Genomic DNA, 24,043 nt, shown 5'->3' on the forward strand with positions numbered 1-24,043 from the left:
ACATCACCCCGCCGATGAAGCGAGCGGATTGAGCCAGGTATCTCCCGTCCAGCCATTCTCGTCATAGTCGGCCATGCAGGTATCGACCAGTTCTTCCATGGCCTTCAGCCGGCCGCCGCGTTCGGCGCCCTTCAGCACCTGCAGCCGCACCTCTTCCGGCGCACCGGCATAGTTGAGTTCGTAGAGCGCGTGGCGGCCGCCGAACTCGGTGCCGGTCGCGTCCCACAACAGTTTCATGATCTTGATGCGCTCGACATGGCCCATGTCGTTGGAACCGCGCACATACTGCGCGAGGTATTTGTCGATCTCGGGATTGTTGAAGTCGCGCACCGATGACGGCAGGTAGATCAAGCCGGAGGCGATCACCCGGCGCACCGTGTCGATGACGCGCGGATAGGCTTCCGACATGAAAGTCCGGTAGGCAAGGGCTGCTTCCAGGTTGGGCAGGACAGCGCCATTCGCCCAGGGGATCGGATTGTAGGCCATGGCGTTGGAAAAGCTCCAGAACATGTGCCTGAGCGCGATGACCTCGCCCAGCGCCGCCTGGTTGCCGCGGAAGGCATCGCCGCCGGTGGCGCGCAGCGCCTTTGCCAGCAGGCCGGCGAGGAAGTCGAGCTTGACGGCAAAGCGTGTGCAGCCCTGGAAGCAATAGCCATGCATGAAGCCCGAAGCCGGATGGAAGGACAGGATTTTCTGCGCCTCGCGCAGCACCAGCACGTCCTCCCAGGGGATGAAGACATTGTCGAGCACCAGGATGGCATCGTTCTCGTCGAAGCGCGACGACAACGGATAGTCGAACGGAGCCGCCGCCGTGTTGGCCGTCTGCTCATAGGAGACGCGGCAGAACATCTTTACCCCCGGCGCATTCATCGGCACGATGAACATGACCGACAGCGACGGATCTTCGGTGACCGTCGCCGAACTCTGCGCCAGGAAATTGTAGTGGGTCAGCGCCGAGGACGTCGCCACCACCTTGGCGCCGGAGACATAGATGCCGGCGTCGGTCTCCTTGGTGATGTGGACGAAGACATCCTTCACCTGTTCGGCCGGCTTGTGGCGGTCGATCGGCGGGTTGACGATGGCGTGGTTCATGAACAGCACGGCTTCCTGCGCACGCTTGTGCCAGGCGAGCGCATTGTCCTTGAACGGGCCGTACCAGTCGGCATTGGCGCCGAGCGTGTTCATCAGTGCCGCCTTGTAATCGGGCGTGCGGCCCATCCAGCCATAGGACATGCGTGACCACTCGGCGATCGCGGTCTGCTGGGCCGCGAGTTCGCCGGAGGATTTGGCGACGCGGAAATATTTGTGCGTGTAGCCGCCCGAACCAGTATCGGTCGGCGAGGTCAGCGTGCCCCGCCGCTTGGGATCGTGCAGCGCATCATAGAGGCGCGCCAGCGACCGCGCCGAATTGCGCATCGCCGGATGGGTGGTGACCTCGGCAATGAGCTCGCCGTTGATGTAGACCTCGCGGCCGTCGCGCAGGCTCTCCAGATACTCGGCCCCGGTGAACGGGCGCCCATTGTCGGCACGAAAGTCTTCCGATCGCATGATGTTCCTCCACTTATGGCATCAACTCTAGCGCTCCTGGCAAGGATCGGTTAGGACGTAACGGCAAAACCGATTGGACTTTTTCCGGCGCTATGAGCCTCAATTCCATTCCTGATTTCTTTGTCTATGGCGAGCCGGTGCGGCCGCTTGATGTCGGCTTCCTGCATGTCGAGACGGTGCTTGCGCGCAGCAACATACATCTCGGCCAGGTTGCCGCGCACAAGCATCCGCAAATGGGCCAGATCACCTACTGGACCAGCGGCTCCGGCACCTACCGCATCGAAGACCAATCCTGGGACTTTTCGGCACCGGCCGTCAGCTTCGTGCCGAGCACCATCGTGCATGGCTTCTCGATCGGGCCCGGCACCGACGCCATCGTCGTTTCGGTCGCCGATGATGCGCTTGCGGCAATAGCCGCTCACAGCCTGCTGCCATTGGACCGGCCGGTCTTTGCCGATAGCCTTCCTCAGCACGTCGCGTGGAAAAGGCTTGCGGCGGTGCTGGAGATGCTCGCCACGGAATATGCCGAGGCGCAGGCCGGGAGTGACAAGACCCTGCCGGCGCTGATTGCCGTCGCGCTCTCCCACATCGCGCGCCTTGGTCCCGAGGTGAAGGATGCCACCGGTTCTTCCGATGCTGCATTGGCGCGCGGCTTGCGCTGTCTGGTCGATGCGCATTTCCGCGACAACTGGCCCGTCGACCGCTACGTCGAGGCGCTGGCCACGACACCGCATCTTCTCGACAAGGCCGCCCATACGGTGCTTGGCAGCGGCGTCAAGCGACTCATCGGCGAGCGACGGTCGCTGGAGGCCAAGCGCTTGCTGCTGTTCACCGTGCGCACCGTCGAGGACATCGCCTACGAAATCGGCTTCGAAGATCCGGCCTATTTCTCACGCTTCTTCCGGGAGCGGGTTGGCCAGGCTCCCGCCGCCTGGCGCCGCGCGCAGCTGGGGCAGAGTTGAAGCTTCGGCGCCGGCCAGGATCAGGCGGTTTGGGCCGACACGCCGGCCAGGCACGGCGCCGCCGAGTTGATCCACCTGTTGATAGGTGTTGCCGCGCAGCATCACCCCGCGCACGGCGCGGCGCATCGAGATGATGTCGCCGCGAAACTTGCTGGTGTTTTTTCGTCGCTTCCAAACGGTTCGTTATTTGAACCACCATTTTATGTGCTATGAGCGGACTGCAAGGTGGATTGGCTTCCGTCCCATGCGAAGTATCTTGAGGATGCACGATGAGCACAGTCGGCAAGGCGATATCGCTGTTGGAGCAGTTCACGCTCGGCGAACCGGAGATCGGCCTGTCCGAGCTCGCCCGCAAAACCGGCCTCGACAAGGCGACGGCGCGGCGCCTGCTGATGGCGCTGGCCGACCACCGCTTGATCGAACAGGAGCCGGCAAGCCGCCGCTACCGGCTCGGCGCCGGCCTGTCGCGGCTGGCCCGCTTTCGCGACGCGCATTTTCCCTTCGTGCGCGTGGCAGCACCTGTGGTTCGCGAGCTGGCGCTGGAAACCGGCGAGACGGTGCATCTGTCGGAATTCAGCGCCGGCGCACTGCTGACGGTCAATGTCGAGTTGTCGGCAAAGGCCAACCGGGTCAATGTCGATGTCGGCCAGGTGCTGCCCTTGCACGGCACCGCCTCCGGCATCGCCTTTCTCGCCGCTTCGCCTCGGGAAGCGGCCGAGGCCTATGTCGACAAGCCGTTGCCGACCTTCACGCCACACACGGTGACGCAGCCCGACAGGCTGATGAAGGCGATCCGGCTTGCCGCCAAGCGCGGCTATTCCTCGAGCTCCCAAGGCTATGAAGAAGGCGTGCACAGCATAGCCGCGGCAATCCTCGGCTCCGATGGGCGTCCTCTCGGTGCGCTCGCGGTGGCCTCGCCTGTGTCACGCGCCGATGACAGCATGGCAGCCAGCCAAGGCGAAGCGGTGATCCAGGCGGCGCGGCTGATTTCAGCGCGCCTGGCCGGCGAAGCCTGACATCTCTACCGTCGCAGGGGAGATGATTAGCGGGTTAAGTTCCCAGCGGCGCACCGGCCTTGCCGCGAGACCGGAACGCTTCGTCTGGGACAGGCGGCTGGAGCGCAGCAAGGAAGAATTGTTGTCGCCCGCCCGCGCGTCGCCCACGATCTCGGAAATCGCCTTTGCCTGCGGGTTCAATTCGAGTGCGCATTTTTCGCGCGCATTCGAGAGCCGGTACGATGTGGCCCGCGGGAGTTGCGCCAGAGGCTGAGGGCGGTGGTGCATTAAGGGGTGGGCCGTTTGCCGGATCTTGGAGAGCGCCGTAGCTCGCCGAAAGCCGGCATCCGGCAGCAAGTTCTACATATTGGCAGCGGTTGGCCGCACGATCACTTCGTTGACGTCGACGCCATCGGGTTGATCAAGCGCAAAACGGATCGCCCGTGCAATGGCGTCCGGTGTGAGCGACTTCTGCCGCCATTCTTTCAGAGCCGTGGCGACCTGAGGATCGCTGATATCGTCGCCCAGTTCGGTTGCGGTCACTCCGGGGGAGATGATCGTGGCGCGGATGTCGTCATGCTCCTGCCGCAGCCCCTCCGTGATTGCCCAGACGGCATATTTCGTGCCGCAATAGACCGCCGCGGTGGGCAGCACGATATGCGCGCCGACCGAGGCGACATTGACGATATGCCCATTCTTCTGGGCGACGAAGCGCGGCAGCACCGCGGCGATCCCGTTCAGCACGCCGCCGATGTTGACATTGATCATGCGAGACCACTCATCGCGCTTCAGCGCGGCAAGCGGCGACAGCGGCATGACGCCGGCATTGTTGACCAGCACATCGATCTGCCCGAATTCGGCATGAGCGGCATCGGCAAAGGCGTCGAAATTCGCCGCGTCAGTCACGTCGAGTTCGCGCCACGCGACGCCTTTGCCTATTTCTGCGGCCAGCGCCTTGAGCCGCTCGGTGCGGCGGGCCCCGATGAACAGTCTGGCGCCGGCACCGGCAAGTTCCCGAACCGTCGCTTCGCCGATGCCGCTGGAGGCGCCGGTGATGAGTACAACCTTGTCTTTAAGTCCCGTCATGATCGTTCCTTTTTCGCTGCGGTGACGGGGAGATAGATGGCGCGAACTGGCAAAGGCCGGTAGCGTGATCGTCCAAAGAGTTTGCACGATCCTCCAAATGAACTCGAAATGCCTTGCAACATTTCGCGCCATGAAGATTTATGCGGCATGGAGAAAATCAATGAACTCGCCGAGCTGATCACCCGCTTTGCGCCGAAATCTGGCATGGCCGGCACTGCGGTGCCGCGGCTGTCGCTCATTCGCGCCAACCAGCCCAGTGCACCCGTGCCTGCGGTCTACGAGGCGTCGCTTTGCATAATCGCCCAAGGATCGAAGCGCGTCTCGCTGGCCGACCAGAGCGTGGTCTATGACGCATCGAGCTACCTGCTCGTCTCGGTCGACCTGCCGCTGGTCGGGCATGTGTTGGAGGCGAGCCCGGCGGCGCCCTACCTCTGTTGCAAGATAGATTTTGATTCCACCGCGCTGGCCGAACTGCTTGTGAAAGAAGGACGTGCATCCCCCAGCAGGGATCTGCCGGTGTTAGCTGCCTATCCAAGTGACCCCGACCTGATTGATGCCGCCTGTCGGCTTGTCAGGCTGCTCGATCGCCCCGAGAGCGTCACCGTGCTGGCGCCGCTGATCGAACGCGAAATCCTTTACCGGCTCCTCACCGGACCGCACGGTGACACGCTTCGCCAGATGGCGTCGGTGGACAGCCACCTGAACCAGGTCAGCCGCGCCATCGCCACGATCCGCAATCATTTCCAGGCACAACTGCGCATCGAAGAGATTGCGGCGGCATCAGGCATGAGCGCGTCGTCCCTTCATGCCCATTTCAAGGCGATTACGCGCATGACCCCGCTCGAATACCAGAAGCAGCTGCGCCTGCAGGAGGCGCGAAGGATTATGCTTGCCGGCGGCGCAAACGCAGGCACGGCCGGGTTCGCGGTGGGCTATGACAGCCCTTCGCAGTTCAGCCGAGAATATCGTCGCCTGTTCGGTGCGCCGCCCCGGAAAGATATTGACCGCCTTCAGGCAACACCCAGTTCGGCTGCGGCTTATTGAGTTTTCCGAGCGGCATGCGCCAGCCATGGCTGGTCAGGAGCCAGCCGCCTCCAAGTGGCGAAGCGTCCGATCATGCTCGGTAGAACTCCCGGTACCATTCGACAAAGCGCGGAACCCCTATTTCGATCGGGATTTTGGGCTTGAAGCCGGTCGCCTCCTCGAGCGAGCTGACATTGGCGAAAGTTGCCGGAACGTCGCCTGGCTGAAGTGGCCTGAGGTTGCGGTTTGCCTTGCGTCCCAGCGCGTCTTCGAGCACCTCGATCAATCGGTTCAGTTGAACGGGCGAATTGCCGCCGATGTTGTGAATCCTGAACGGGGCGTTGCTGGTCGCTGGGTCTGGCGCGACACTTTTCCACTCAGGATTGGGTGTCGCGGGTTGCTGCATGACGCGGATAATACCTTCGACAATGTCGTCGATATAGGTGAAATCCCGCTGCATGTTGCCATAGTTGAAGACCTCGATCGGCTCGCCGGCGAGGATAGCCTTGGCGAAGATGAACAGCGCCATGTCCGGCCGCCCCCACGGACCATAGACGGTGAAAAAACGCAGCCCGGTGGTCGGCAGTCGAAACAGATGGCTGTATGTGTGCGCCATCAGCTCGTTCGCCTTCTTGCTTGCGGCGTAAAGGCTGAGCGGATGGTCCGCCGGATCGTGCACGGAAAACGGCATGCGGGTGCTGCCGCCATAAATCGAACTCGACGATGCATAGACCAGATGGCCGACGGAGGCCTGCCGGCATCCTTCCAGGATGTTGACAAAGCCGCTGAGGTTGCTTTCCACATAGGCGTGCGGATTGCTGATCGAATAGCGTACGCCGGCTTGCGCCGCGAGATTGACGACAACCTCCGGCGCGGCCGAGAGGAAGAGCTCCGAAATACGGTCCCGCTCCGTGAGATCGGCATGCTCGAAACAAAAATTCGAAAACGCTTTCAGCCGCTCGAGACGAGCCTGCTTCAGGCTGACGTCATAATACTCGTTCATGGAGTCGAGGCCGATAACCTGGCGTCCTTCGGCAAGCAGCCTCAGGCAAAGATGAAACCCTATGAACCCGGCTGCGCCGGTGATCAGTATCGGCCTGCTTGATGTCACTGCATATCCTAGCGTTAATTTCAGGCGAGCTTTACAAGCTCCAGTATTTTATGTTGTCGGGAACTTCATTGGGCTTGATGGCCGACTTGACATCGAACAGTGTCCCCCCCGGCCTGATCATTTGAAAAAGACGCGCTCTTTCGTTGGTGAGATATTGCCTGTGAGGCACCGCCAGAACAAGCGCCTGCAAATCGTTTATCTCATCGAGCGGCAGGATTGTTTCGCCGTGATCACGCCGAGCGGTTTCGACATCGGCAAGGGGATCATGGACTTTGGGGACAATTCCGAACTGCCTTAGTTCCTTGACCATGTCGAAAACGCGGCTGTTGCGCAAATCCGGCACGTCCTCCTTGAATGTCAGCCCGAGAATGCCGACAGAAGCCCCTTTGACGGGCGTGTCAGAACCAATCAGCCGTTTGACAACCTGCTGGGCGACGAAGGCCCCCATGCCGTCATTGATGCGACGTCCGGCGAGGATGATCTGCGGATGGTAACCTTCGGCCTCGGCCTTGGCGGTCAAATAATATGGATCGACGCTGATGCAGTGGCCGCCGACGAACCCCGGTTTGAAGGGAAGGAAGTTCCATTTCGTCGACGCAGCATCAAGAACATCCTGCGTCCGGATATCGAGCCGCTCGAAGATCATTGCCAGTTCGTTCATCAGCGCGATGTTCAGATCGCGCTGGGTGTTCTCGATAACCTTCGCTGCCTCGGCCACCTTGATCGACGGGGCGCGGTAGACGCCGGCATCGATGATACGGCCATAAACGTTCGCGACGCGCTCCAGCGTCTCGTTATTCTCGCCGGAGACTACTTTGACGATCTTTTGCAGCGAGTGTTCCCGATCGCCGGGGTTGGCGCGTTCGGGCGAATAGCCGAGGGCAAAGTCGCGGGGATGTCGCAGGCCGGAAACCTGCTCGATGATCGGCCCACAGAAATCTTCGGTCACACCTGGATAGACTGTCGACTCAAAAACGACGACGGCGCCTTTGCTCACCGCCTCGCCGACGAGTTCGGACGCCAGTTTCAAAGAAGCTAGATCGGGAGCGCGATTTGCGTCGATAGGGGTTGGCACGGCGACGATGAAGAAAGTAGCGCCTTTCAACATCTCCCGGTCGGTGGTCAGCCCTATCGAGGTCTCCTTGAGCGCCGTTGCGTCAACTTCCCCCGTACGATCGACGCCGCCACGCAATTCCCCGATCCGACGCTCGCTGATGTCAAAAGCTATGGTGCCGGGGAAAACCTTCCCAAAGGCAATGGCTACCGGCAGGCCGACATAACCCAGGCCGATAACTGCAATGCGTTCGGACATCCGTGGGGTTCCTCGAGCCACCTGTTGAGCCGACGTGCTTGTATGGCAGGCTGTTGGCCAATTCAACGATGCTCTATCGCGAAGAGGAATGTCTCACGAAAAATGGTCGTTGCCATTTTCATGTTGCCATCCGCCGATGCCATCGATGTTGTGGATAAAATCCAGCAGGACCGGGTTTCGAGCCACTCTCTGCTGCGGATTGGGGTGAACCGTCAGGTTCTGCCGGCCATCTACGCAGCGGCGGCCCTGACGACAGGGCTGATATTCTCTGCTGCCAATCCATAGGCCACTATCGGCCTCAATCGTGCCTTCTGATCAAACCAAATGCCGGGATCGGAATTCGCATCGGCACCGAGCGGATCTGCGAAATTTCAGTTTGGTCCTTGTGCATTGGCTGCGGACACGTCGTATCCTGCGTGTGGCGACCGATATCTGGTCGATCAGCATTTGCCTGGGAGCAGAAATTGGCCAGACTCTATGACAGCCGCAGACGCATTCTCGTTACCGGGGGCGCAGGGTTTATCGGCTCGCATCTTATTGACCGCCTGTTGGAACGAGGCGACGAAATCTTGTGTGTCGACAACCTTTTCACCGGATCAAAGCGCAATATCGACCATTTGGCCAAGCATCCCCGCTTCGAATTCATGCGCCATGACGTGACCTTTCCGCTCTACGTCGAAGTCGATGAGATTTACAACCTGGCGTGTCCGGCCTCGCCTGTTCACTACCAGTACGACCCGGTTCAGACGATCAAGACCGCCGTGCACGGCGCCATCAATGTTCTTGGATTGGCAAAGCGGCTGAAATGCAAAGTCTTTCAGGCCTCCACCAGTGAGGTCTATGGTGACGCGTCTGTGCATCCGCAGCCCGAGAGTTACTGGGGCAATGTAAACCCGATCGGGCCGCGCTCATGCTACGATGAAGGCAAACGCTGCGCCGAAACGCTGTTCTTCGACTATCACCGACAACATGGCTTGTGGGTCAAGGTCGCGCGGATTTTCAATACGTTCGGGCCGCGCATGCACCCGGCAGACGGCAGGGTTGTCTCAAATTTCATCGTGCAGGCGCTTCGTGGTGAACCGATAACCATTTTCGGCGACGGCTCACAGACAAGGTCGTTTTGCTACGTCGACGACCTGGTGAGCGGCATGCTGCGCCTCATGGATACGGGGCCGGAGGTGACCGGTCCAGTAAACATCGGCAATCCAAGGGAAGTAACGATCAGGCGCTTGGCCGAACTGACGACGCAGATGACCGGATCAGGTTCGGATATAATTTACCGCGATCTTCCGCAAGACGATCCGCGGCACCGCCAGCCCGATATCACCCTTGCCAAAAGGCTTGTCGGCTGGGAGCCGACGGTGACTTTAGAAGCCGGGCTGCAACAGACGATCGACTATTTCAAAGCCCTGCTGCCGAAGGTTTCCACAAACTCGCCTTGACCCGGCACCGCAGTGCAACCGTCAAGTCTGACCGATCACCGTCGTGGTAGCGACGCCTTTTGCAGTCGACTCCGGTAGGCTTGAAGTTTTTCGAATTCTAATTATTTTAAGCTTGAAATTATTTTGAAGATCCATGGCGCTTCATCCGTCCGAGCCGGGACACCGGCATTTGGCGGAGAGCAGAAGGAGGAGGAAGATTTGCCGTTGTTCCGGAATAAAACTCCATGAACACAGCACGATTTTCCGAGAGTGTCACAGGCAAGATCGTCGATGGCGTTCTCATCGTCACGATCGAAAATCCGCCGGTCAACGCGCTGTCCCTCCATGTCAGGGCCGGACTGATGGCTGCGCTTGGGCGTGCGGCGTCGGATGAAGTGTCTGCCGTGGTGCTGACCGCCATTGGGCGCACCTTCATCGGTGGCGCCGATATCAAGGAATTCGGCAAGCCCGCTATCGGGCCCACACTGCCTGACGTGATCGAAGCGATGGAGAGCTTCGCCAAACCGATCGTCGCGGCAGTAGGCGGCGCGGCGCTCGGCGGCGGCTGCGAGATTGCGCTGGCCTGCCACTACCGGGTGGCCAGCAAGGCGGCCAGCTTCGGCCTGCCCGAGGTCAAGCTCGGGTTAGTGCCCGGGGCCGGCGGAACCCAACGCCTGCCCCGCCTCATCGGCACGGTCGCCGCAATTGACCTGATCGGCACGGGTCGGCCCGCAAATGCCGACGAAGCTCTCGCTCTCGGTCTGATCGATACCATTGCGGACGATCTTCCCGAAGGCGCGCTCGATGTCGCCCGCCGTCTCGTTGGCCAACCGCTGCGGCGCACGGGTGCGCTTTCCGTCCCGCGCTCGCAACCTGAGGCCGACGCGGCAGCCGCAAGAAAGGTGCTTTCCCGCAGCCGTGGACAGATCGCGCCTGCAGAGGCCGTGAGACTGGTCCGGGCCGCGTCCACGGCCAGACTTGAGGACGGTCTTGTGCACGAACGCGCGACCTTCCTGCGCCTCCGGGATTCTCGCGAGGCGGCAGCGTTGCGCCACGTCTTCTTTGCCGAGAGGCAAGCCAGCAAAGTCGACAGGCTGGAGGGTATCACGCCTCGCAAGGTCGAGACCGTCGGTATCGTCGGAACCGGCCTGATGGGTGCAGGCATCGCGGTCTCGGCCTTGAATGCCGGCTATCGCGTAATCGGCATCGAGCAGAACGACGACGCCGCGGCAAAAGGATACGAGCGGATCGCCGGCCTTCTCGACAAGTCGGTCCAATCCGGCCGACTCACCGATCATGCCCGCAGGGAGGCGCTGAGCCGGTTTGAAGCGGCCAGTGACGCCGGCAGGCTGGTGCAGGCCGATCTGGTCATCGAGGCAGTGTTCGACGATCTCGCGGTAAAAACCGAACTCTTCCGGAAGCTTGATCGTATCGTCCGCCCCGACGCCATACTGGCGACCAACACCAGCTACCTCAACCCCGACGAGATCGCCTCGGCAACCGCCCGGCCCGAACGGATCGCCGGCCTGCATTTTTTCTCCCCGGCCAACGTCATGCGGCTCACCGAAGTGGTGGATTGCGCGGCGACGGCGCCCGATGTGCTCGCCTCGGCTATCGCGTTCGTCAGGAAGCTCGGCAAGCTGCCTGTCGTGTGCGGCGTTACCGAGGGTTTCATCGGCAACCGCCTCTATTCGGCCTACCGCCGCGAGGCGGAGTTCATGGTGGAGGATGGCGCAGCACCGGAAGAGGTGGATGCCGCGCTGGAGGCCTGGGGCTTCCCGATGGGGATCTTCGCGGTCAACGACATGGCTGGGCTGGAGATAGCCTGGGCGCGGCGCAAGCGACAGGCGGCGATGCGCGATCCGCAAGCACGTTATGTCGAGATCGCCGACCGGCTGTGCGAGGCCGGCCGCTTCGGCCGCAAGACCGGGCGCGGCTGGTACGATTATTCCGACGGCGAGCGCAGGAGCGACCCGCAAGTGGCCGCGCTGATCGAGGCCGTTCGGGCGGCCAAGGACATCGTGCCGCGCCGCTTTTCGCCCGATGAGATCGTCACGCGCTTGCTGGCGGCAATGGCCGACGAGGGCAAGGCATTACTCGCCGAAGGCATCGCGGCGCGTGCCTCCGACATCGATCTGGTGATGATCAACGGCTATGGCTTCCCGGCCCACAAGGGCGGGCCGATGTTCCGCGCCGGAGAGGTTTAAGGACCAGCTACGACAGCCTTGCGATGACGGCGCGCAGTGCCTCGCCGAAACGCCTGACCTCGTCGACCGTGTTGTAATGGACCAGCGAGGCGCGGATGGCGCCGCTGTCCATCGACAGGTTGAGACGCTTCATCAGCCGGGGCGCATACATATGGCCGTCGCGGATGCCGATCTGCATGTCAGCCATTTCCTCGACGATCCGCTGCGGCGACAGCTTGCCGATGTTGAAGCAGAATGTCGGCACGCGTTCGTTGATGCGGGCTTCCTCGGCGACGCCGTAGATCGTGGCATTGCATCCCTTGAGCACGGCGAGCATCTCACGCGCCAGGAGCACTTCGTAATCGCGGATGGCGCCCATGCCGGCAACGATGTTGTCGCGCCGCGAGCGGTTGTTGGAGGGCGCCAGATTGCGGCCGATCAGTTCCAGGTACTGCACTGCGGCATCCATGCCCGAGACGTTCTCGTAGATGAAGGTGCCTGCCTCGACCTTGTAAGGCGGCTCGTCGGGGATGAAATCCTCGCGGAAGGTCGGCAGCCGCTTCAGCGTTTCGAAGCGGCCCCACAGAAAGCCCATATGCGGCGAGAAATTCTTGTAGCCGGAGCAGACGAGATAATCACAGTCCCAGGCCTGCACGTCGATCAGCCCGTGCGGTCCGTAATGCACGCAGTCAAGGAACACTTCGGCGCCGGCCGCATGCGCGATCGCGGCCACCGAAGCGACTTCGACGATCGAGCCGATCGAATGCGCGGTCACCGTGCAGGCGACGAGACGGGTGCGATCGGAAACCAGCGGCTTGAGGTCGTCGACATGCAGGTTGCCGTCCTCGCGCATGCGCCACCATTTGAACTTGGCTCCGGCGGGCTCCAGCGCCAGCCACGTGGCGATGTTGGCGTCGTGGTCCATATCGGTGATGACGATCTCGTCGCGCTCTGTGTCCTTGGCCAGCATCTGGCCGATGCCGAGGCTGACCAGGCGAATGAACGAGGTGGCGTTCATGCCGAAGCAGATTTCCGACGGACTGTAGGCGTTGATCAGCAAGGCCACGCTCGTCCGAGCATCCGCAACCGATTGGTCGACCGTGACCGAGCGCCCATAGCGACCACCACGCTGCACATTGTGCGAGACCAGGTGATTGGTCACCGCGTCGAGCACGCTCTGCGGGATCTGCGCGCCGGCGGCGTTGTCCATGAAGATGAAATCACCGGCGCGCTGCAAGGCCGGAAACATGGCGCGGATGGTGTCGACCGGAAAGCCGCCGGCGGCTTGGGAATTGCTCAACTGTATCTCCTGCGAATGGCTTGGGAAGCGGGACGGTTGATGAGGTCAGCGCGTCTTCTCGGTCTTGAAGCGGTCTTCGAGCAGGCTGACGAGGCGGACCATCGGCCAGAGGAAGATGAGATAGACCAAAGCGGCGCCGATCAGCGGCGAGGGATTGGCATAGAGCGACTGCGCGTTGGTCGCTTCCTTCAACAGTTCAGGCAGCGCAACGGTGGAAGCGAGCGACGTGTCCTTGAACATCGAGACGCAATTGCTGGTCATCGGCGGGATGACGACGCGGATCGCCTGCGGCAGCACCACCTTGCGCAAGGTCAAAAGGAAAGGCAGGCCGAGCGCCTGTGCTGCCTCGAATTGGCCTTTCGGAATGCTCTCAATGCCGGAGCGGAACACTTCTGCTGAATAGGCCGACATGATGATGGCGAACGCCGTCACGGCGGAGGCCCAGGACGACAGACGGATGCCGAGGAAGGGCAGCGCATAATAGATCAGGATCAGCACCACCAGCACCGGCAGGGCGCGGAAGATGTCGGTGTAGCCGACCGCCAGCCAGCGCAGCGGCTTCGGCGCATAGAGCCGCAACAGGCTGATCCCCAGGCCGATGGGAATGCCGATGCCGATACTCAAAATGCCGAGCAGCAGCGTGTTCAGGAAGCCACGCAACAGCGCCGGCAGGCTGGACATTATCACGTCAGGATTGAAGAAGGTGTCGATCAGCGACATGGGAGCGTTCCCGAACCCCAGAGCAAAGGATGCTCAAGTTAAAACCAATCGACCTTGCCTCCGATGAGGCTATCCGTGTGGCAGCAGGCGCCGGAGCGTGAAATGAATCGTGCCGGCCTGGGAGCCGGCACGATTTAAGTGCATTGCCGGTCAGGCCTTGGGCAGCGGCATTTCCTTGACCGTCGAGGAATCGGCTGGCGCGTCGCTGCCGAACCACTTCTTGTGGATCGCGGCCAGCGTTCCGTCCTTCTTCATCGCGGTCAGCGCGTCGTTCAGCTTGCCGAGCAGCGGATGGTCCTTGCTCATCATCAGGCCGTACTGTTCGCCGGTCTTGATGCGCTGCTTGACCTTCAGGTCCTTCATCTTGGTGAAGGAGTATTCCATGCCCGGAATATCGCTGACGGCGGCGTCCACGCGGCCCGCGCTGAGGTCGAGCAGAAGATTCTGCTGCGTGTCATAGCCCTTCACGTCGCTGTAGCCGTCAGCCTCCTGATGCGCCTTGACCCAGGTCTCGCCGGTCGAGCCTGAAAGCACGCCGACGATCTTGCCCTTGAGGTCGGCCTCGGTGTTAACAGCGCTATCGGTCTTCGTCGCAATGCCCATGTCGGAGTCATAATAGGGCTGGGTGAAGGACAGCGTTTTCAGTCGCTCCGGCGTGATGGTGATGGAGGAGATCGCGACATCGATGCGGTTGGAACTGACAGCCGCGAACAGCGCCTGGAAGCCGAGGTCGGCAATGTCGGTGGTCATGCCGGCACGCTTGGCCGCTTCGTTGACGATGTCGACTTCAAAGCCCTCGAACGTGCCGCTCTCGTTCTTGTATTCGAAGGGCGGATTGGTCGGGTAGGCGCCGACATTGAGCACATCGGCGGCAAAGGCGGTGGCCGGGCCGGCAGCGATGCCGATCGTGGCGGCGAGAAGAAGCAGGTTGCGACGAGTGAAGCTCATTTTGTGTTCCCTCTGGTTGTGATCGGGCGGGTTTGCTCCCGCACGGTTTGTTGCCGTCCCACCTCCCAGCGGGGCGTCAATTTATGGCGGCGACCATGCGCTCGAGCGCGGTCGCTATCTGGTCGCGTTCACGGCACACGCACATCCGCAGGAAGGCCGCTGCCGAATTTCCAAAGAGGTGGCCGGGAGCCAGCCCGACGCGCGCCGTCTCCAGTATCCTGGCGCAGGCCTGCCGGGCGTCGCTTTCGCCGTCCATGGCAAAGAAGGCATACATGCCTCCGCGCGGTTTCGTCGGCAGGATGATGCCGGGAATCTGGGCCAGCCTGTCATAGGCAAGGTCGAGGCCGGTTTTGATCCGCTGCCTGATCTCCTCGACCAGCGGCTCGCCTTGGCGGATGGCGGCGACAGCGCCTGCCTGGATAGGCGCGGCGGTGCCGCTGTTGATGTACTGCGTCATGGCGCCAAGCTGGTCGGCCACCCCCGACGGATGCGTCAGCCAGCCGATGCGCCAGCCGGTCATCGCCCACGCCTTCGAAAAACTGTTGACCGACAGCACCCGGTCGCCATCCTCGGCGATCTGCAGGATGGAAGGAGCAACATTGCCGTCGAAATAGAGCCGGCCATAGACCTCGTCGGAGATGATCCAGATGCCGGTGCGCCGGCTGAAGTCGAGCAGCGCCTGCATCTCCTCGCGCGACGCGGTCCAGCCGGTCGGGTTGGACGGCGTCGACAGGAAGATCGCGCGTGTGCGCGCATCGCAAGTGGCGAACAGCCGGTCGAGATCGAGATGCCAGTCGCCCTTGAAGTCGAGCGAAAACGGCCTTGGCTCGCCGCCGATCAGATGGATGGCGTTGTGGATGTTGGGCCATTGCGGCGCGACATAGACGACGTTGCTGCCGGTATCGACCAGCAGTTCCAGCGCCAGGTACAGCGCCTGCATGCCGCCGGGCGTGACCGTGGTGCGCGCAATCGGGATCGTCCGGCCGTGAATGCGCGTTTGGTATTCCGACAGCGCCTCGTTCAGTAGGGGGTGCCCACGCATGTTAGGGACGTAGAACGTCTGGCCTTCATCGAAGGCGGCCTTCGCCGCGTCGCGGATGAAAGCGGGCGTCACCATGTCGCCTTCGCCGTACCAGAGCGCGATCACGTCGCCCAGTTCTCGGGCGCGCACGGCAAGGTTGGCAATGTTTTCGGTGTGCAGGTCACGGATCTGGGCACGTACGCCGTCGAAAGCATAACGCGCGCTGGACGATGACTGGGGCAGTATGAACGACAAGGACTGAAACCCCTCCCACCCGGAGCACCGCGACGGACTGCCCGGCAAGCCCCACCGGCACGACAGTCGCCATCGAGTTTGGATGCTATCCAATGTTCTGCGCTTTTCAAGGAAAAAGTTTTAAGCTTAAAAAGTTTTTGCCCGATCCCGCCCGTCTACCGCAGCTCGGCGCGCGCAGCGGTGCAGTTGGCCGCAGCGCCGGCGCCAAGAAACATCGTATCGCTGGCCAGCACGAAGAAGCTCGCGCCGATAGCGGCCCACTGGCTGATCGTCTGTGGGCTGGCGCAAAATATACCCGATGTCCTGCCATGCGCGACGGTCGCGCGGATGATCCTTGTGATCGCCTCATTGAGCTTGTCCACGCCTTTGGGCCCGATCGCATCGATCGACACGGAGAGATCGCCGGGGCCGACGAAGACCACATCGATGCCGTCTATGGCCGCGATCGCCTCGATGTTGGCCAGCCCCTCCGATGTCTCGACCTGGACCGCGACGACCACCCTGTCATTGGCCGCGGCCAGATATTCGGGAATGCGATAGCCATAGCCGGCCGCGCGGCCAGGCCCGACGCCGCGCTCGCCCAGCGGCGGATAGCGCGAGGCTTTCACCGCCGCCTCGGCCTGAGCAGCGGTCGAGACGCGCGGCACGAGCACGCCTTGTGCGCCGCTGTCGAGCGCCGCCTGGATAGCTTCCGGCGCATGACCGGGAACACGCACCATGGCCGGCACGCGATGCACGTCGGCCGCGCGCACCATGGTTTCGATCGTGTCGCGCGCGATCTGGGCATGTTCCCAGTCGATGCAGACGAAGTCGAGGCCGGTGAGCGCCATCACTTCGACGGCGACGGGATGGGGAATAGCGGCGAAGGAGCCGACGAGATTGGTCTTGCCGATGCACTTCTGACGGAACGCGCTCATATCCATCCCCCTTTTTCCCCTCCGAATTGATATCCTCAATCGGCGGCGAGGCGAAGCTATTTCAGGCTTGAAATATTTTTGCGCGGGCCTAGCGTGTCGGTCTCTCGCCACGAGTTCCCATGATGATCAAAACGCATCCCCTGCACGGCTCGAACAAACTGAAGCTCGGCGTCTTTTCGACCAATGCCGATGGCGGTCTGGCCATCACCGATGTGCCGGAACGCTGGACGGCAAGCTGGCAGGACAATCTGACGGCGGCGCAGATCGCCGACCGCGCCGGGCTGGAATTTATGCTTCCGATCGCGCGCTGGCGTGGCTTTGGCGGCCGCAACAAGGTGCGCGAATGGTCGTTCGAGACCTTCACCTGGGCAGCAGCTCTGGCGGTGGCCACCGAGCAGATCGGCCTGTTCATGACCGTGCATGTGCCGCTGGTGCATCCGCTCTATGCCGCCAAGGCGCTGGCAACTGTCGACCATATCAGCCAGGGCCGCGCCGGCTTGAACATCGTCTGCGGCTGGAACCCGAAGGAATTCGGCATGTTCGGCACGCCTTTGGTCGAGAAGGGCTACGACCAGGCCGCCGAATGGATCGAAATCCTGGAAAAGCTCTACGCCTCGGACCAGCCTCTGGACTATGAAGGCACATACTATCGCCTCAAGGAGGCGGTGAGCCGGCCGGCGAGCCTGCAGGTTCCACGCCCGGTGACCATGAACGCTGCTTTCGGTGGCCCGGGCCGGGATTTCGCCGCCGCCCGATGCGATTATCTGTTCACGACCTTTTCGGAAATGAGCGATGCCGGCAAGCATGTCGCCGACATCAGCGAGCGGGCCGACAAGGTTGGCCGCAACGTCGGCGTCTACACGGTGGCGCATGTCGTCTGCCGTCCAACCATGGAAGAGGCGCAGGCCTACTACACGCGCTATGCCGTCGATCTGGTCGACCACGATGCGGTCGATGCTCATATGGCAGGCAAGAAGGAGTTCTCGCAGTCGCATGACCCGCATGCCTATGACCGCTACCGGCAGCGTTTCGCCGGCGGCGCCGGCACCTACCCGCTGGTTGGAACGCCGGAAACGATTGCCGCCGAGATGGCGGCAATAGCCGGGCATGGCTACCAGGGCATCGCGCTGTCGTTCGTCAACTACACCCAGGAACTGCCCTATTTCTGCGACCACGTATTGCCGCTGCTGAAGCGGGCGGGGCTGCGCTGCTGACAATCCGGGAATAACGAATTCGTTAATCCGGAATGACGGCGGTTGCCTGAATTTCGATCTTGGCGCGATCTTCCACCAGCGCCACCACCTGCATGGCGGCCATCGCTGGGAAATGCCGGCCGATCACCTCGCGATAGGCCTCGCCTATACCCTTGAGATTGCCGAGATATTCGGCCTTGTCGGTGAAATACCAGGTCATCGTGGTGATGTGCCGTGGCTCCGCGCCGGCTTCCGCCAGCACGGCGACGATGTTTTGCAGCGTCTGCCGCACCTGGCCGGCGAAATCGTCGGTCTCGAACTGGCACTGCCCGTTCCAGCCGACCTGTCCGCCCACGAAGACGAGCCTGCCGCGCGCGGCAATGCCGTTGGCGTAGCCGACCGGTTTCGCCCAGCCCTCCGGCTGCAGGATCTCGTGCATTTTCAAGCCTCCCCGGTATTCTTAAAGATCAATCTCAAATCAAATACATCGCCGTCAGGCCGCACCCATCACCTGCCGTGCGATCACCACCTTCTGCACATCGGATGCGCCCTCGTAGATGCGTAGCGCGCGGATCTCGCGATAGAGGCTCTCGACGATATGGCCCTTGCGGACGCCGTCCCCCCCATGCAGCTGCACAGCCTTGTCGATCACCTCTTGCGCCTTGTCGGTGGCGAACAGCTTGGCCATCGCCGCCTCGCGGGTGACACGAGCCGCGCCCATGTCCTTGGTCCAGGCAGCGCGGTAGACCAGCAGCGCTGCGGCATCGATGTCCAGCGCCATGTCGGCGATATGGCCTTGCACCATCTGCAGCTCTGCCATCGGAGCGCCGAAAAGTTTGCGCTCGGCCACCCTGCTGATGCTTTCGTCCAGCGCCCGGCGGGCAAAGCCGAGTGCCGCCGCGCCGACCGTCGAGCGGAACACGTCAAGCACCGACATGGCGATGCGGAAGCCGTCTCCCGGTTTGCCGATCAGCGCCGAAGCCGGCACCCGCACCTGATCGAAGGAAAGCCGCGCCAGCGGATGCGGAGCGATCACCTCAAGGCGCTCGGCGATGCCAAGCCCCTTGGCGTCGGCGGGTACGAGAAAGGCGGAAAGTCCCTTGGCGCCCGGCGCCTCGCCGGTGCGGGCAAAGACGACGTAGAGATCGGCGATGCCGCCATTGGAAATCCAGGTCTTCTCGCCGCTGAGGATATAGAAGTCGCCATCGCGGATCGCCGTCATTTCGGTGTTGGCGACATCCGACCCGGAGCGTGGCTCCGAAAGCGCGAAGGCCGAGATCGCCTTGCCGGCCGTGGTCTTTGCCAGCCATTGCTGCTGGTCAGGCGTGCCGAACAGGCTGAGCGCGCCGGTGCCGAGCCCCTGCATGGCGAAGGCAAAGTCGGCCAACCCGTCATGGCGCGCTAGCGTCTCGCGCATGATGCACAAAGTGCGGACATCGAGCGGTCCCGGATTGTCCGTATCAAGCGCCGTCGGCTTCAACCAGCCGTCGCGGCCAAGCTTGGCCACCAGCTCGCGGCAGGCGGCATCGACGTCATGGTGATCGACCGGCAGGTTCCTGGCGCACCATGCTTCCAGCCTTTCGGCCAATTCGCGGTGGCGATCTTCAAAGAACGGCCAGTTGAGGAAACTCCTGTCAGCCATCAATTGCCCTCGAACACCGGTTTTTTCTTGGCGACGAAGGCCTTGTAGGCGCGCTCGAAGTCACGCGTCTGCATGCAGATCGCCTGCGCCTGCGCTTCTGCTTCGATCGCCTGGTCGAGCCCCATCGACCACTCCTGGTTGAGCTGTGTCTTGGTGATGCCATGCGCGAAGGTCGGGCCCGAGACGATGCGCGCCGCCATCTCGAGCGCGTCGGCCTCGAGCACTGCGGCATCGACAAGCCTGTTGTAGAAGCCCCAGCGCTCGCCTTCCGCTGCCGTCATCGTGCGGCCGGTGTAGAGCAATTCGGCGGCACGGCCCTGGCCGATGATGCGCGGCAGGATCGCGCACGCGCCCATATCGCAACCGGCAAGCCCGACGCGGGTGAACAGGAAAGCGGTCTTGGCCTCCGGCGTGGCGATGCGGATGTCGGCGCTCATGGCGATGATGGCGCCGGCGCCGACCGCGACACCGTCGACCGCCGCGATGATCGGCTTGCCGCAATTGAGCATCGCCTTGACGAAATCGCCGGTCATGCGGGTGAAGGCAAGCAACTCCTTCATGTCCATCTTGACCAATGGGCCGATAATGTCGTGGACATCGCCGCCCGAGCAGAAATTGCCGCCATTGGACAGAAACACCACGGCGTCGACGTCGTCGGCATAGACGAGGTCGCGGAATGTGTCGCGCAGTTCGGCATAGCTGTCGAAGGTCAGTGGATTCTTGCGCTCCGGCCGGTCTAACCGCACCCTGGCGATCCTGCCTTCGACCTCCCACAGGAAGTGCTTCGGCTTGAGGCCGGCCATCGAACTCATTCGCGTCCCTCCCAGTTGCTGCGGAACGAGGTCAGCATGCCGGTCAGCCGGCGCGCATCCTCCTCGCTGACCTTGCCCAGCAATTCGCCGATCCAACCCTCATGCGCCGCGGCCATTGCGGCAAAAGATTTGGAACCCTCGTCGGTCAGTCGCACCATGGATGTGCGGCGATCGCCATTGCGGCGCGCGCGCGCGACCACCCCTTCCGAAACCAGCCGGTCGACAATGCCGGTGACATTGCCGTTGGATACCAGCAGGAAGCGCGACAGATCGCTCATCAGCATGCCTTCCGGCGCGCGGTAGAGGGCGGCCATGACGTCGAAACGCGGCAGTGTCGTATCGAATTCCTTCTTCAGGCGCTCGCGCAGCTCGGCCTCGATCGTGCGCGAGGCGCGCAGCAGCCTGATCCAGAGACGCAGCCGGTCCTTGCCGGGTCCCGACGGCGCGGGCAATGGGCCGGCTACCATGTTTCGCCTCCTGAGATCGAAATCGCTTGTCCGGTAATCGACGCAGCCGCATCGCCGCACAGCCAGAGCACCGTCGCGGCAACTTCCTGCGGCTGGATGAAACGGCCTTGCGGGTTGGTCGAGGCAAGGCTCGCCCGCGCCTGCTCGACTGAGCGGCCGGTCTTTTCGACGACGCGCTGAATGGAGTCCGCCAGCATGTCGGTCTCTACGAAGCCCGGGCAAACGGCGTTGACGGTCACGCCGGATTTCGCCGTCTCGGCCGCCAGTGCCCGCATCAGCCCGACCACCCCATGCTTGGCCGCCACGTAGGGCGCGACATAGGCGTAGCCTTTCAGCCCTGCGGTCGAGGCGACGAAGACGATCCGGCCCGCCTTGCGCGCGGCCATGCCGGCCAGCGCCGGCTTCACCGTCAGGAAGGCGCCGGTCAGATTGACGTCGAGCGTCCGCTGCCAGTCGGCAAGCGAGGTCCTGTGCGCCGGCGTGCTGCCGGCCATGCCAGCATTGGCGACGACGATGTCGAACGGGCCGCGCACGGCTTCCGCTTGCGCGTAGAGCGAAATCATCGCCGCCTCGTCGGTGACATCGGCTGACATGGCGTGGATGCGGTCGTTCTCGCCGGCCAACTTGGCAAGCTCGGCGTCGCGCCGCCCGCATATGGTCACCTCGATACCGGCTTCGGCCAGCACGAGTGCGATGACCCGGCCGACGCCGGAGCCGCCGCCGGTGACCAAAGCATGCTTGCCGGGGATCGTCGAGGCCGTCGTCATACTTTCAACCCCGCCGCCGCATCGCGCTCGGCCAGCCGGTAGATCTGGTCGCGTCCGGGCAGATAGGGATCCGGCCATTTGACACCACGATCACCGAGCGTCACGGCGGCATGCAGCGTCCAGTAGGGATCGGCGAGATGCGGCCGTGCCAGGGCCACTAGGTCGGCGCGGCCGGCCATCAGGATCGAATTGACATGATCCGGCTCGTAGATGTTGCCGACCGCCATCGTCGCCATACCGACCTCGTTGCGGATGCGGTCCGAGAATGGTGTCTGGAACATTCGGCCATAGACAGGTTTAGCGGCAATCGAGGTCTGGCCTGCCGAGACGTCGCAGATGTCGACGCCGGCTTCGCGCAGCATCCGCGCGATCTCCACCGCATCGGCCGGCGTCACACCCTCGATGCCGACCCAATCATTGGCCGAAATGCGCACCGAAATCGGCTTTCGCGCCGGCCAGGCGGCGCGCACCGCATGGAAGATTTCCAGGGGATAGCGCATGCGATTTTCCAGCGAACCGCCATACTCATCCGTGCGCTGGTTGGTGACCGGCGTGATGAAGGACGACAGGAGATAGCCGTGCGCGGCGTGGATCTCCAGCATGTCGAAGCCGCAACGATCGGCCATTTCGGTGGAGGCCACGAACTGGTCGCGCACCAAATCCATATCGGCGCGGTCCATGGCTTTCGGCACCTGGTTTTGCGGCGACCATGCAATCGCCGAGGCCGCCATGACCGGCCAATTGCCCGAGGAGAGCGGCACGTCGGTGCCCTCCCAGCCGACACGGGTCGAGCCCTTGGCCCCGGAATGCCCGATCTGGGCGCAGATTTTAGCCTCGGTCTCGGTGTGGACGAAATCGACCAGCCGCTTCCACGCCACCTCATGTTCGGACGCATAGAAGCCGGGACAACCGGGCGTGATGCGTCCTTCCGGGCTGACGCAGGTCATCTCGATATAGACAAGCCCGGCGCCGCCCTTGGCACGCTCGGCATAGTGGGCGAAATGCCAGTCGGTCGGGCAGCCATCGACTGCCTTGTATTGCGCCATCGGCGAAACAACGATGCGGTTGTTGAGCTGCATGTCGCGCAGCTTGAATGGCGCGAACATCGGCGCCCGGCGCTGCCTGTTGCCGCCGGCTCCGGCCTGGCGCTGGAACCATTGCTCGGCGCTTTCAAGCCATTTGGCATCGCGCAGCCGCAAATTCTCGTGGCTGATGCGCTGCGAGCGGGTCAGCAGCGAATAATTGAACTGTACCGGATCGAGGCCGAGATAGCGCTCGACCTCCTCGAACCACTCCAGCGAATTGCGCGCCGCCGACTGCAGCTTCAGCACCTCGGTGCGGCGCGCATCCTCATACTTGCGGAAGGCGGCGTCGAGGTCCGGTTCGGTTTTGACATATTCGGCCAGCGCCACCGCGCTTTCCAATGCGAGCTTGGTGCCGGAGCCGATCGAGAAATGTGCCGAGGCCGCCGCGTCGCCCATCAGCGCCAGGTTCTTGTAAGACCAGCGTTCGCACAGCACGCGCGGGAAATTGATCCAAGCCGAACCTCTGATGTGATTGGCATTGGTCATCAGCGCGTGGCCGCCGAGATTTTTCTCAAAGATGCGCTCGCAGACGGCGATGGATTCCTGCTGCGACATGGCGCCGAAGCCGAAGGCAGCCCAGGTCTGTTCGCTGCACTCGACAATGAAGGTCGCTGTCTCGCTGTCGAATTGATAGGCGTGCGCCCACACCCAGCCATGCTCGGTCTTCTCGAAGATGAAGGTGAAGGCGTCGTCGAATTTCTGGTTGGTGCCGAGCCAGACGAATTTGCATTTGCGGGTGTCGATGTCGGGCTTGAAGACTTCGACGAAGGTGTTGCGCGCCCTTGAGTTCAGCCCATCGGCGGCGACGACCAGATCATGCGTCTCCATATAGGGCTGAGGGTCGGCGATATCGCTCTCGAACATCAGCCTCACGCCAAGTTCGCGCGCGCGTCGCTGCAGCAGGATCAGAAGCCGCTTGCGGCCGATGCCACAGAAACCGTGGCCCGACGAGACCGTGCGCACGCCGTCATGGATGACGGCGATGTCGTCCCAATAGGCGAAATGCTTCTTGATCCAGACAGCGCTGACCGGGTCGTTTTTGGCAAGGTTGTCGAGTGTTTCGGCCGACAGCACGACGCCCCAGCCGAAGGTATCGTCGGCGCGGTTGCGCTCGAACACCGTGACCTCGTGGGCGGCGTCCCGCAGCTTCATTGAAATGGCAAAGTAGAGGCCGGCTGGTCCGCCACCGAGAACCGCAACCTTCATCCGTGCGATCTCCTCTTCGCTTGCTGCATCTCAAGTATCGCGCCGGAGATGAAATATTTCAAGCTT

Annotated in this window: 23 protein-coding genes; 8 read left to right on the plus strand and 15 right to left on the minus strand. The window is 62.5% G+C overall.

The annotated features are described in order from the left end of the window. Positions 1-3 precede the first annotated feature (3 nt). A complete protein-coding gene (locus tag NKJ88_RS29450) occupies positions 4-1,548 on the minus strand; it encodes a 4-hydroxyphenylacetate 3-hydroxylase N-terminal domain-containing protein (protein WP_023823573.1) in 1,545 nt (514 codons plus the stop codon). A gap of 92 nt (positions 1,549-1,640) precedes the next feature. Between NKJ88_RS29450 and NKJ88_RS29455 the strand changes: the two genes are divergently transcribed. The 3 genes from NKJ88_RS29455 to NKJ88_RS29465 all read left to right on the plus strand — a co-directional run bounded on the left by NKJ88_RS29455 (position 1,641) and on the right by NKJ88_RS29465 (position 3,779). Continuing rightward, positions 1,641-2,510, plus strand: coding sequence for a helix-turn-helix domain-containing protein (locus NKJ88_RS29455; RefSeq protein ID WP_023823574.1), 870 nt, complete (start codon positions 1,641-1,643; stop codon positions 2,508-2,510). Between the two features lie 269 nt (positions 2,511-2,779). After that, the gene (locus NKJ88_RS29460) at positions 2,780-3,526 is read left to right on the plus strand and encodes an IclR family transcriptional regulator (protein ID WP_023823575.1); all 747 of its coding nucleotides are present in this window, start codon (positions 2,780-2,782) and stop codon (positions 3,524-3,526) included. Positions 3,527-3,548: 22 nt separating this feature from the next. Then, on the plus strand, positions 3,549-3,779 hold the full coding sequence (locus NKJ88_RS29465) for a helix-turn-helix domain-containing protein (RefSeq protein ID WP_023708113.1): 231 nt from the start codon (positions 3,549-3,551) through the stop codon (positions 3,777-3,779). 86 nt (positions 3,780-3,865) lie between these two features. On the opposite strand, the gene NKJ88_RS29470 is transcribed toward NKJ88_RS29465, so the two are convergent. After that, positions 3,866-4,591: an SDR family oxidoreductase gene (locus NKJ88_RS29470; RefSeq protein ID WP_023682721.1), complete on the minus strand. Its 726-nt coding sequence runs from the start codon at positions 4,589-4,591 to the stop codon at positions 3,866-3,868. Positions 4,592-4,738: 147 nt separating this feature from the next. Between NKJ88_RS29470 and NKJ88_RS29475 the strand changes: the two genes are divergently transcribed. Further along, the gene (locus tag NKJ88_RS29475; RefSeq protein ID WP_023667819.1) at positions 4,739-5,635 is read left to right on the plus strand and encodes an AraC family transcriptional regulator; all 897 of its coding nucleotides are present in this window, start codon (positions 4,739-4,741) and stop codon (positions 5,633-5,635) included. 70 nt (positions 5,636-5,705) lie between these two features. Here the strand turns inward: NKJ88_RS29475 and NKJ88_RS29480 are convergent, their stop codons facing one another. After that, positions 5,706-6,725: an NAD-dependent epimerase gene (locus NKJ88_RS29480; RefSeq protein ID WP_023834918.1), complete on the minus strand. Its 1,020-nt coding sequence runs from the start codon at positions 6,723-6,725 to the stop codon at positions 5,706-5,708. Between the two features lie 31 nt (positions 6,726-6,756). Beyond that, the gene (locus NKJ88_RS29485; RefSeq protein WP_023686926.1) at positions 6,757-8,037 is read right to left on the minus strand and encodes a nucleotide sugar dehydrogenase; all 1,281 of its coding nucleotides are present in this window, start codon (positions 8,035-8,037) and stop codon (positions 6,757-6,759) included. A gap of 102 nt (positions 8,038-8,139) precedes the next feature. Between NKJ88_RS29485 and NKJ88_RS29490 the strand changes: the two genes are divergently transcribed. The 3 genes from NKJ88_RS29490 (at position 8,140) to NKJ88_RS29500 (ending at position 11,665) form a co-directional block, all read left to right on the plus strand. Next, positions 8,140-8,322 carry a hypothetical protein gene (locus NKJ88_RS29490; RefSeq protein WP_023667816.1) on the plus strand — a complete coding sequence of 61 codons (183 nt, stop codon included), beginning with the start codon at positions 8,140-8,142 and terminating at the stop codon, positions 8,320-8,322. A gap of 179 nt (positions 8,323-8,501) precedes the next feature. Beyond that, positions 8,502-9,479 carry a UDP-glucuronic acid decarboxylase family protein gene (locus NKJ88_RS29495; protein WP_023667815.1) on the plus strand — a complete coding sequence of 326 codons (978 nt, stop codon included), beginning with the start codon at positions 8,502-8,504 and terminating at the stop codon, positions 9,477-9,479. A 224-nt stretch (positions 9,480-9,703) separates the two neighbouring features. Next, complete coding sequence (locus NKJ88_RS29500) at positions 9,704-11,665, plus strand: 3-hydroxyacyl-CoA dehydrogenase NAD-binding domain-containing protein (RefSeq protein WP_023699851.1); 1,962 nt, start codon at positions 9,704-9,706, stop codon at positions 11,663-11,665. Between the two features lie 7 nt (positions 11,666-11,672). On the opposite strand, the gene NKJ88_RS29505 is transcribed toward NKJ88_RS29500, so the two are convergent. From NKJ88_RS29505 to NKJ88_RS29525, 5 genes are all read right to left on the minus strand, one after another. Further along, complete coding sequence (locus NKJ88_RS29505) at positions 11,673-12,944, minus strand: cysteine desulfurase-like protein (protein WP_023740559.1); 1,272 nt, start codon at positions 12,942-12,944, stop codon at positions 11,673-11,675. A gap of 45 nt (positions 12,945-12,989) precedes the next feature. Further along, on the minus strand, positions 12,990-13,664 hold the full coding sequence (locus NKJ88_RS29510) for an amino acid ABC transporter permease (protein WP_023667812.1): 675 nt from the start codon (positions 13,662-13,664) through the stop codon (positions 12,990-12,992). Between the two features lie 150 nt (positions 13,665-13,814). Then, entirely contained in the window at positions 13,815-14,612 is a 798-nt protein-coding gene (locus NKJ88_RS29515; protein WP_023682726.1) for an ABC transporter substrate-binding protein, read from the minus strand. A 76-nt stretch (positions 14,613-14,688) separates the two neighbouring features. Next, complete coding sequence (locus NKJ88_RS29520) at positions 14,689-15,888, minus strand: pyridoxal phosphate-dependent aminotransferase (RefSeq protein ID WP_023745664.1); 1,200 nt, start codon at positions 15,886-15,888, stop codon at positions 14,689-14,691. A gap of 155 nt (positions 15,889-16,043) precedes the next feature. Then, on the minus strand, positions 16,044-16,805 hold the full coding sequence (locus tag NKJ88_RS29525) for an HpcH/HpaI aldolase family protein (protein ID WP_023686922.1): 762 nt from the start codon (positions 16,803-16,805) through the stop codon (positions 16,044-16,046). Positions 16,806-16,927: 122 nt separating this feature from the next. Here NKJ88_RS29525 and NKJ88_RS29530 point away from each other — a divergent pair, with 122 nt between their 5' ends. Further along, a complete protein-coding gene (locus NKJ88_RS29530; RefSeq protein WP_352446560.1) occupies positions 16,928-18,019 on the plus strand; it encodes an LLM class flavin-dependent oxidoreductase in 1,092 nt (363 codons plus the stop codon). A 22-nt stretch (positions 18,020-18,041) separates the two neighbouring features. Here NKJ88_RS29530 and NKJ88_RS29535 read toward each other — a convergent pair whose 3' ends face one another. The 6 genes from NKJ88_RS29535 to NKJ88_RS29560 are packed head-to-tail and all read right to left on the minus strand — an operon-like array spanning position 18,042 to position 23,977. Further along, positions 18,042-18,437, minus strand: a complete 396-nt coding sequence (locus NKJ88_RS29535; protein WP_023682729.1) for a RidA family protein — start codon at positions 18,435-18,437, stop codon at positions 18,042-18,044. A 54-nt stretch (positions 18,438-18,491) separates the two neighbouring features. Beyond that, positions 18,492-19,640 (minus strand): acyl-CoA dehydrogenase family protein, encoded by a 1,149-nt coding sequence (locus NKJ88_RS29540; RefSeq protein WP_023699858.1) that lies wholly within the window; start codon positions 19,638-19,640, stop codon positions 18,492-18,494. Next, a complete protein-coding gene (locus NKJ88_RS29545; RefSeq protein WP_023726255.1) occupies positions 19,640-20,452 on the minus strand; it encodes an enoyl-CoA hydratase family protein in 813 nt (270 codons plus the stop codon). Before NKJ88_RS29545 ends, NKJ88_RS29540 begins: the two co-directional genes overlap by 1 nt. Next, positions 20,449-20,919 (minus strand): MarR family winged helix-turn-helix transcriptional regulator, encoded by a 471-nt coding sequence (locus NKJ88_RS29550; protein WP_112395816.1) that lies wholly within the window; start codon positions 20,917-20,919, stop codon positions 20,449-20,451. The genes NKJ88_RS29545 and NKJ88_RS29550 overlap by 4 nt, the downstream gene beginning before the upstream one ends. Next, a complete protein-coding gene (locus NKJ88_RS29555) occupies positions 20,913-21,686 on the minus strand; it encodes an SDR family NAD(P)-dependent oxidoreductase (RefSeq protein ID WP_023820897.1) in 774 nt (257 codons plus the stop codon). Before NKJ88_RS29555 ends, NKJ88_RS29550 begins: the two co-directional genes overlap by 7 nt. Further along, positions 21,683-23,977, minus strand: coding sequence for a bifunctional salicylyl-CoA 5-hydroxylase/oxidoreductase (locus NKJ88_RS29560; RefSeq protein WP_023823585.1), 2,295 nt, complete (start codon positions 23,975-23,977; stop codon positions 21,683-21,685). The genes NKJ88_RS29555 and NKJ88_RS29560 overlap by 4 nt, the downstream gene beginning before the upstream one ends. Positions 23,978-24,043 lie beyond the last annotated feature (66 nt).

The sequence above is a fragment of the Mesorhizobium sp. M0016 genome (assembly GCF_040324035.1).
In the GTDB taxonomy this organism is placed as follows: Bacteria; Pseudomonadota; Alphaproteobacteria; order Rhizobiales; family Rhizobiaceae; genus Mesorhizobium.

Excerpts from the sequence above, each read along its gene's own strand:
- NKJ88_RS29450 (WP_023823573.1), bottom strand. The coding sequence starts at position 1,548 with ATGCGATCGGAAGACTTTCGTGCCGACAATGGGCGCCCGTTCACCGGG.
- NKJ88_RS29455 (WP_023823574.1), top strand. The coding sequence starts at position 1,641 with ATGAGCCTCAATTCCATTCCTGATTTCTTTGTCTATGGCGAGCCGGTG.
- NKJ88_RS29460 (WP_023823575.1), top strand. The coding sequence starts at position 2,780 with ATGAGCACAGTCGGCAAGGCGATATCGCTGTTGGAGCAGTTCACGCTC.
- NKJ88_RS29465 (WP_023708113.1), top strand. The coding sequence starts at position 3,549 with ATGATTAGCGGGTTAAGTTCCCAGCGGCGCACCGGCCTTGCCGCGAGA.
- NKJ88_RS29470 (WP_023682721.1), bottom strand. The coding sequence starts at position 4,591 with ATGACGGGACTTAAAGACAAGGTTGTACTCATCACCGGCGCCTCCAGC.
- NKJ88_RS29475 (WP_023667819.1), top strand. The coding sequence starts at position 4,739 with ATGGAGAAAATCAATGAACTCGCCGAGCTGATCACCCGCTTTGCGCCG.
- NKJ88_RS29485 (WP_023686926.1), bottom strand. The coding sequence starts at position 8,037 with ATGTCCGAACGCATTGCAGTTATCGGCCTGGGTTATGTCGGCCTGCCG.
- NKJ88_RS29490 (WP_023667816.1), top strand. The coding sequence starts at position 8,140 with ATGGTCGTTGCCATTTTCATGTTGCCATCCGCCGATGCCATCGATGTT.
- NKJ88_RS29500 (WP_023699851.1), top strand. The coding sequence starts at position 9,704 with ATGAACACAGCACGATTTTCCGAGAGTGTCACAGGCAAGATCGTCGAT.
- NKJ88_RS29510 (WP_023667812.1), bottom strand. The coding sequence starts at position 13,664 with ATGTCGCTGATCGACACCTTCTTCAATCCTGACGTGATAATGTCCAGC.
- NKJ88_RS29515 (WP_023682726.1), bottom strand. The coding sequence starts at position 14,612 with ATGAGCTTCACTCGTCGCAACCTGCTTCTTCTCGCCGCCACGATCGGC.
- NKJ88_RS29525 (WP_023686922.1), bottom strand. The coding sequence starts at position 16,805 with ATGAGCGCGTTCCGTCAGAAGTGCATCGGCAAGACCAATCTCGTCGGC.
- NKJ88_RS29530 (WP_352446560.1), top strand. The coding sequence starts at position 16,928 with ATGATCAAAACGCATCCCCTGCACGGCTCGAACAAACTGAAGCTCGGC.
- NKJ88_RS29535 (WP_023682729.1), bottom strand. The coding sequence starts at position 18,437 with ATGCACGAGATCCTGCAGCCGGAGGGCTGGGCGAAACCGGTCGGCTAC.
- NKJ88_RS29540 (WP_023699858.1), bottom strand. The coding sequence starts at position 19,640 with ATGGCTGACAGGAGTTTCCTCAACTGGCCGTTCTTTGAAGATCGCCAC.
- NKJ88_RS29545 (WP_023726255.1), bottom strand. The coding sequence starts at position 20,452 with ATGAGTTCGATGGCCGGCCTCAAGCCGAAGCACTTCCTGTGGGAGGTC.
- NKJ88_RS29550 (WP_112395816.1), bottom strand. The coding sequence starts at position 20,919 with ATGGTAGCCGGCCCATTGCCCGCGCCGTCGGGACCCGGCAAGGACCGG.
- NKJ88_RS29555 (WP_023820897.1), bottom strand. The coding sequence starts at position 21,686 with ATGACGACGGCCTCGACGATCCCCGGCAAGCATGCTTTGGTCACCGGC.
- NKJ88_RS29560 (WP_023823585.1), bottom strand. The coding sequence starts at position 23,977 with ATGAAGGTTGCGGTTCTCGGTGGCGGACCAGCCGGCCTCTACTTTGCC.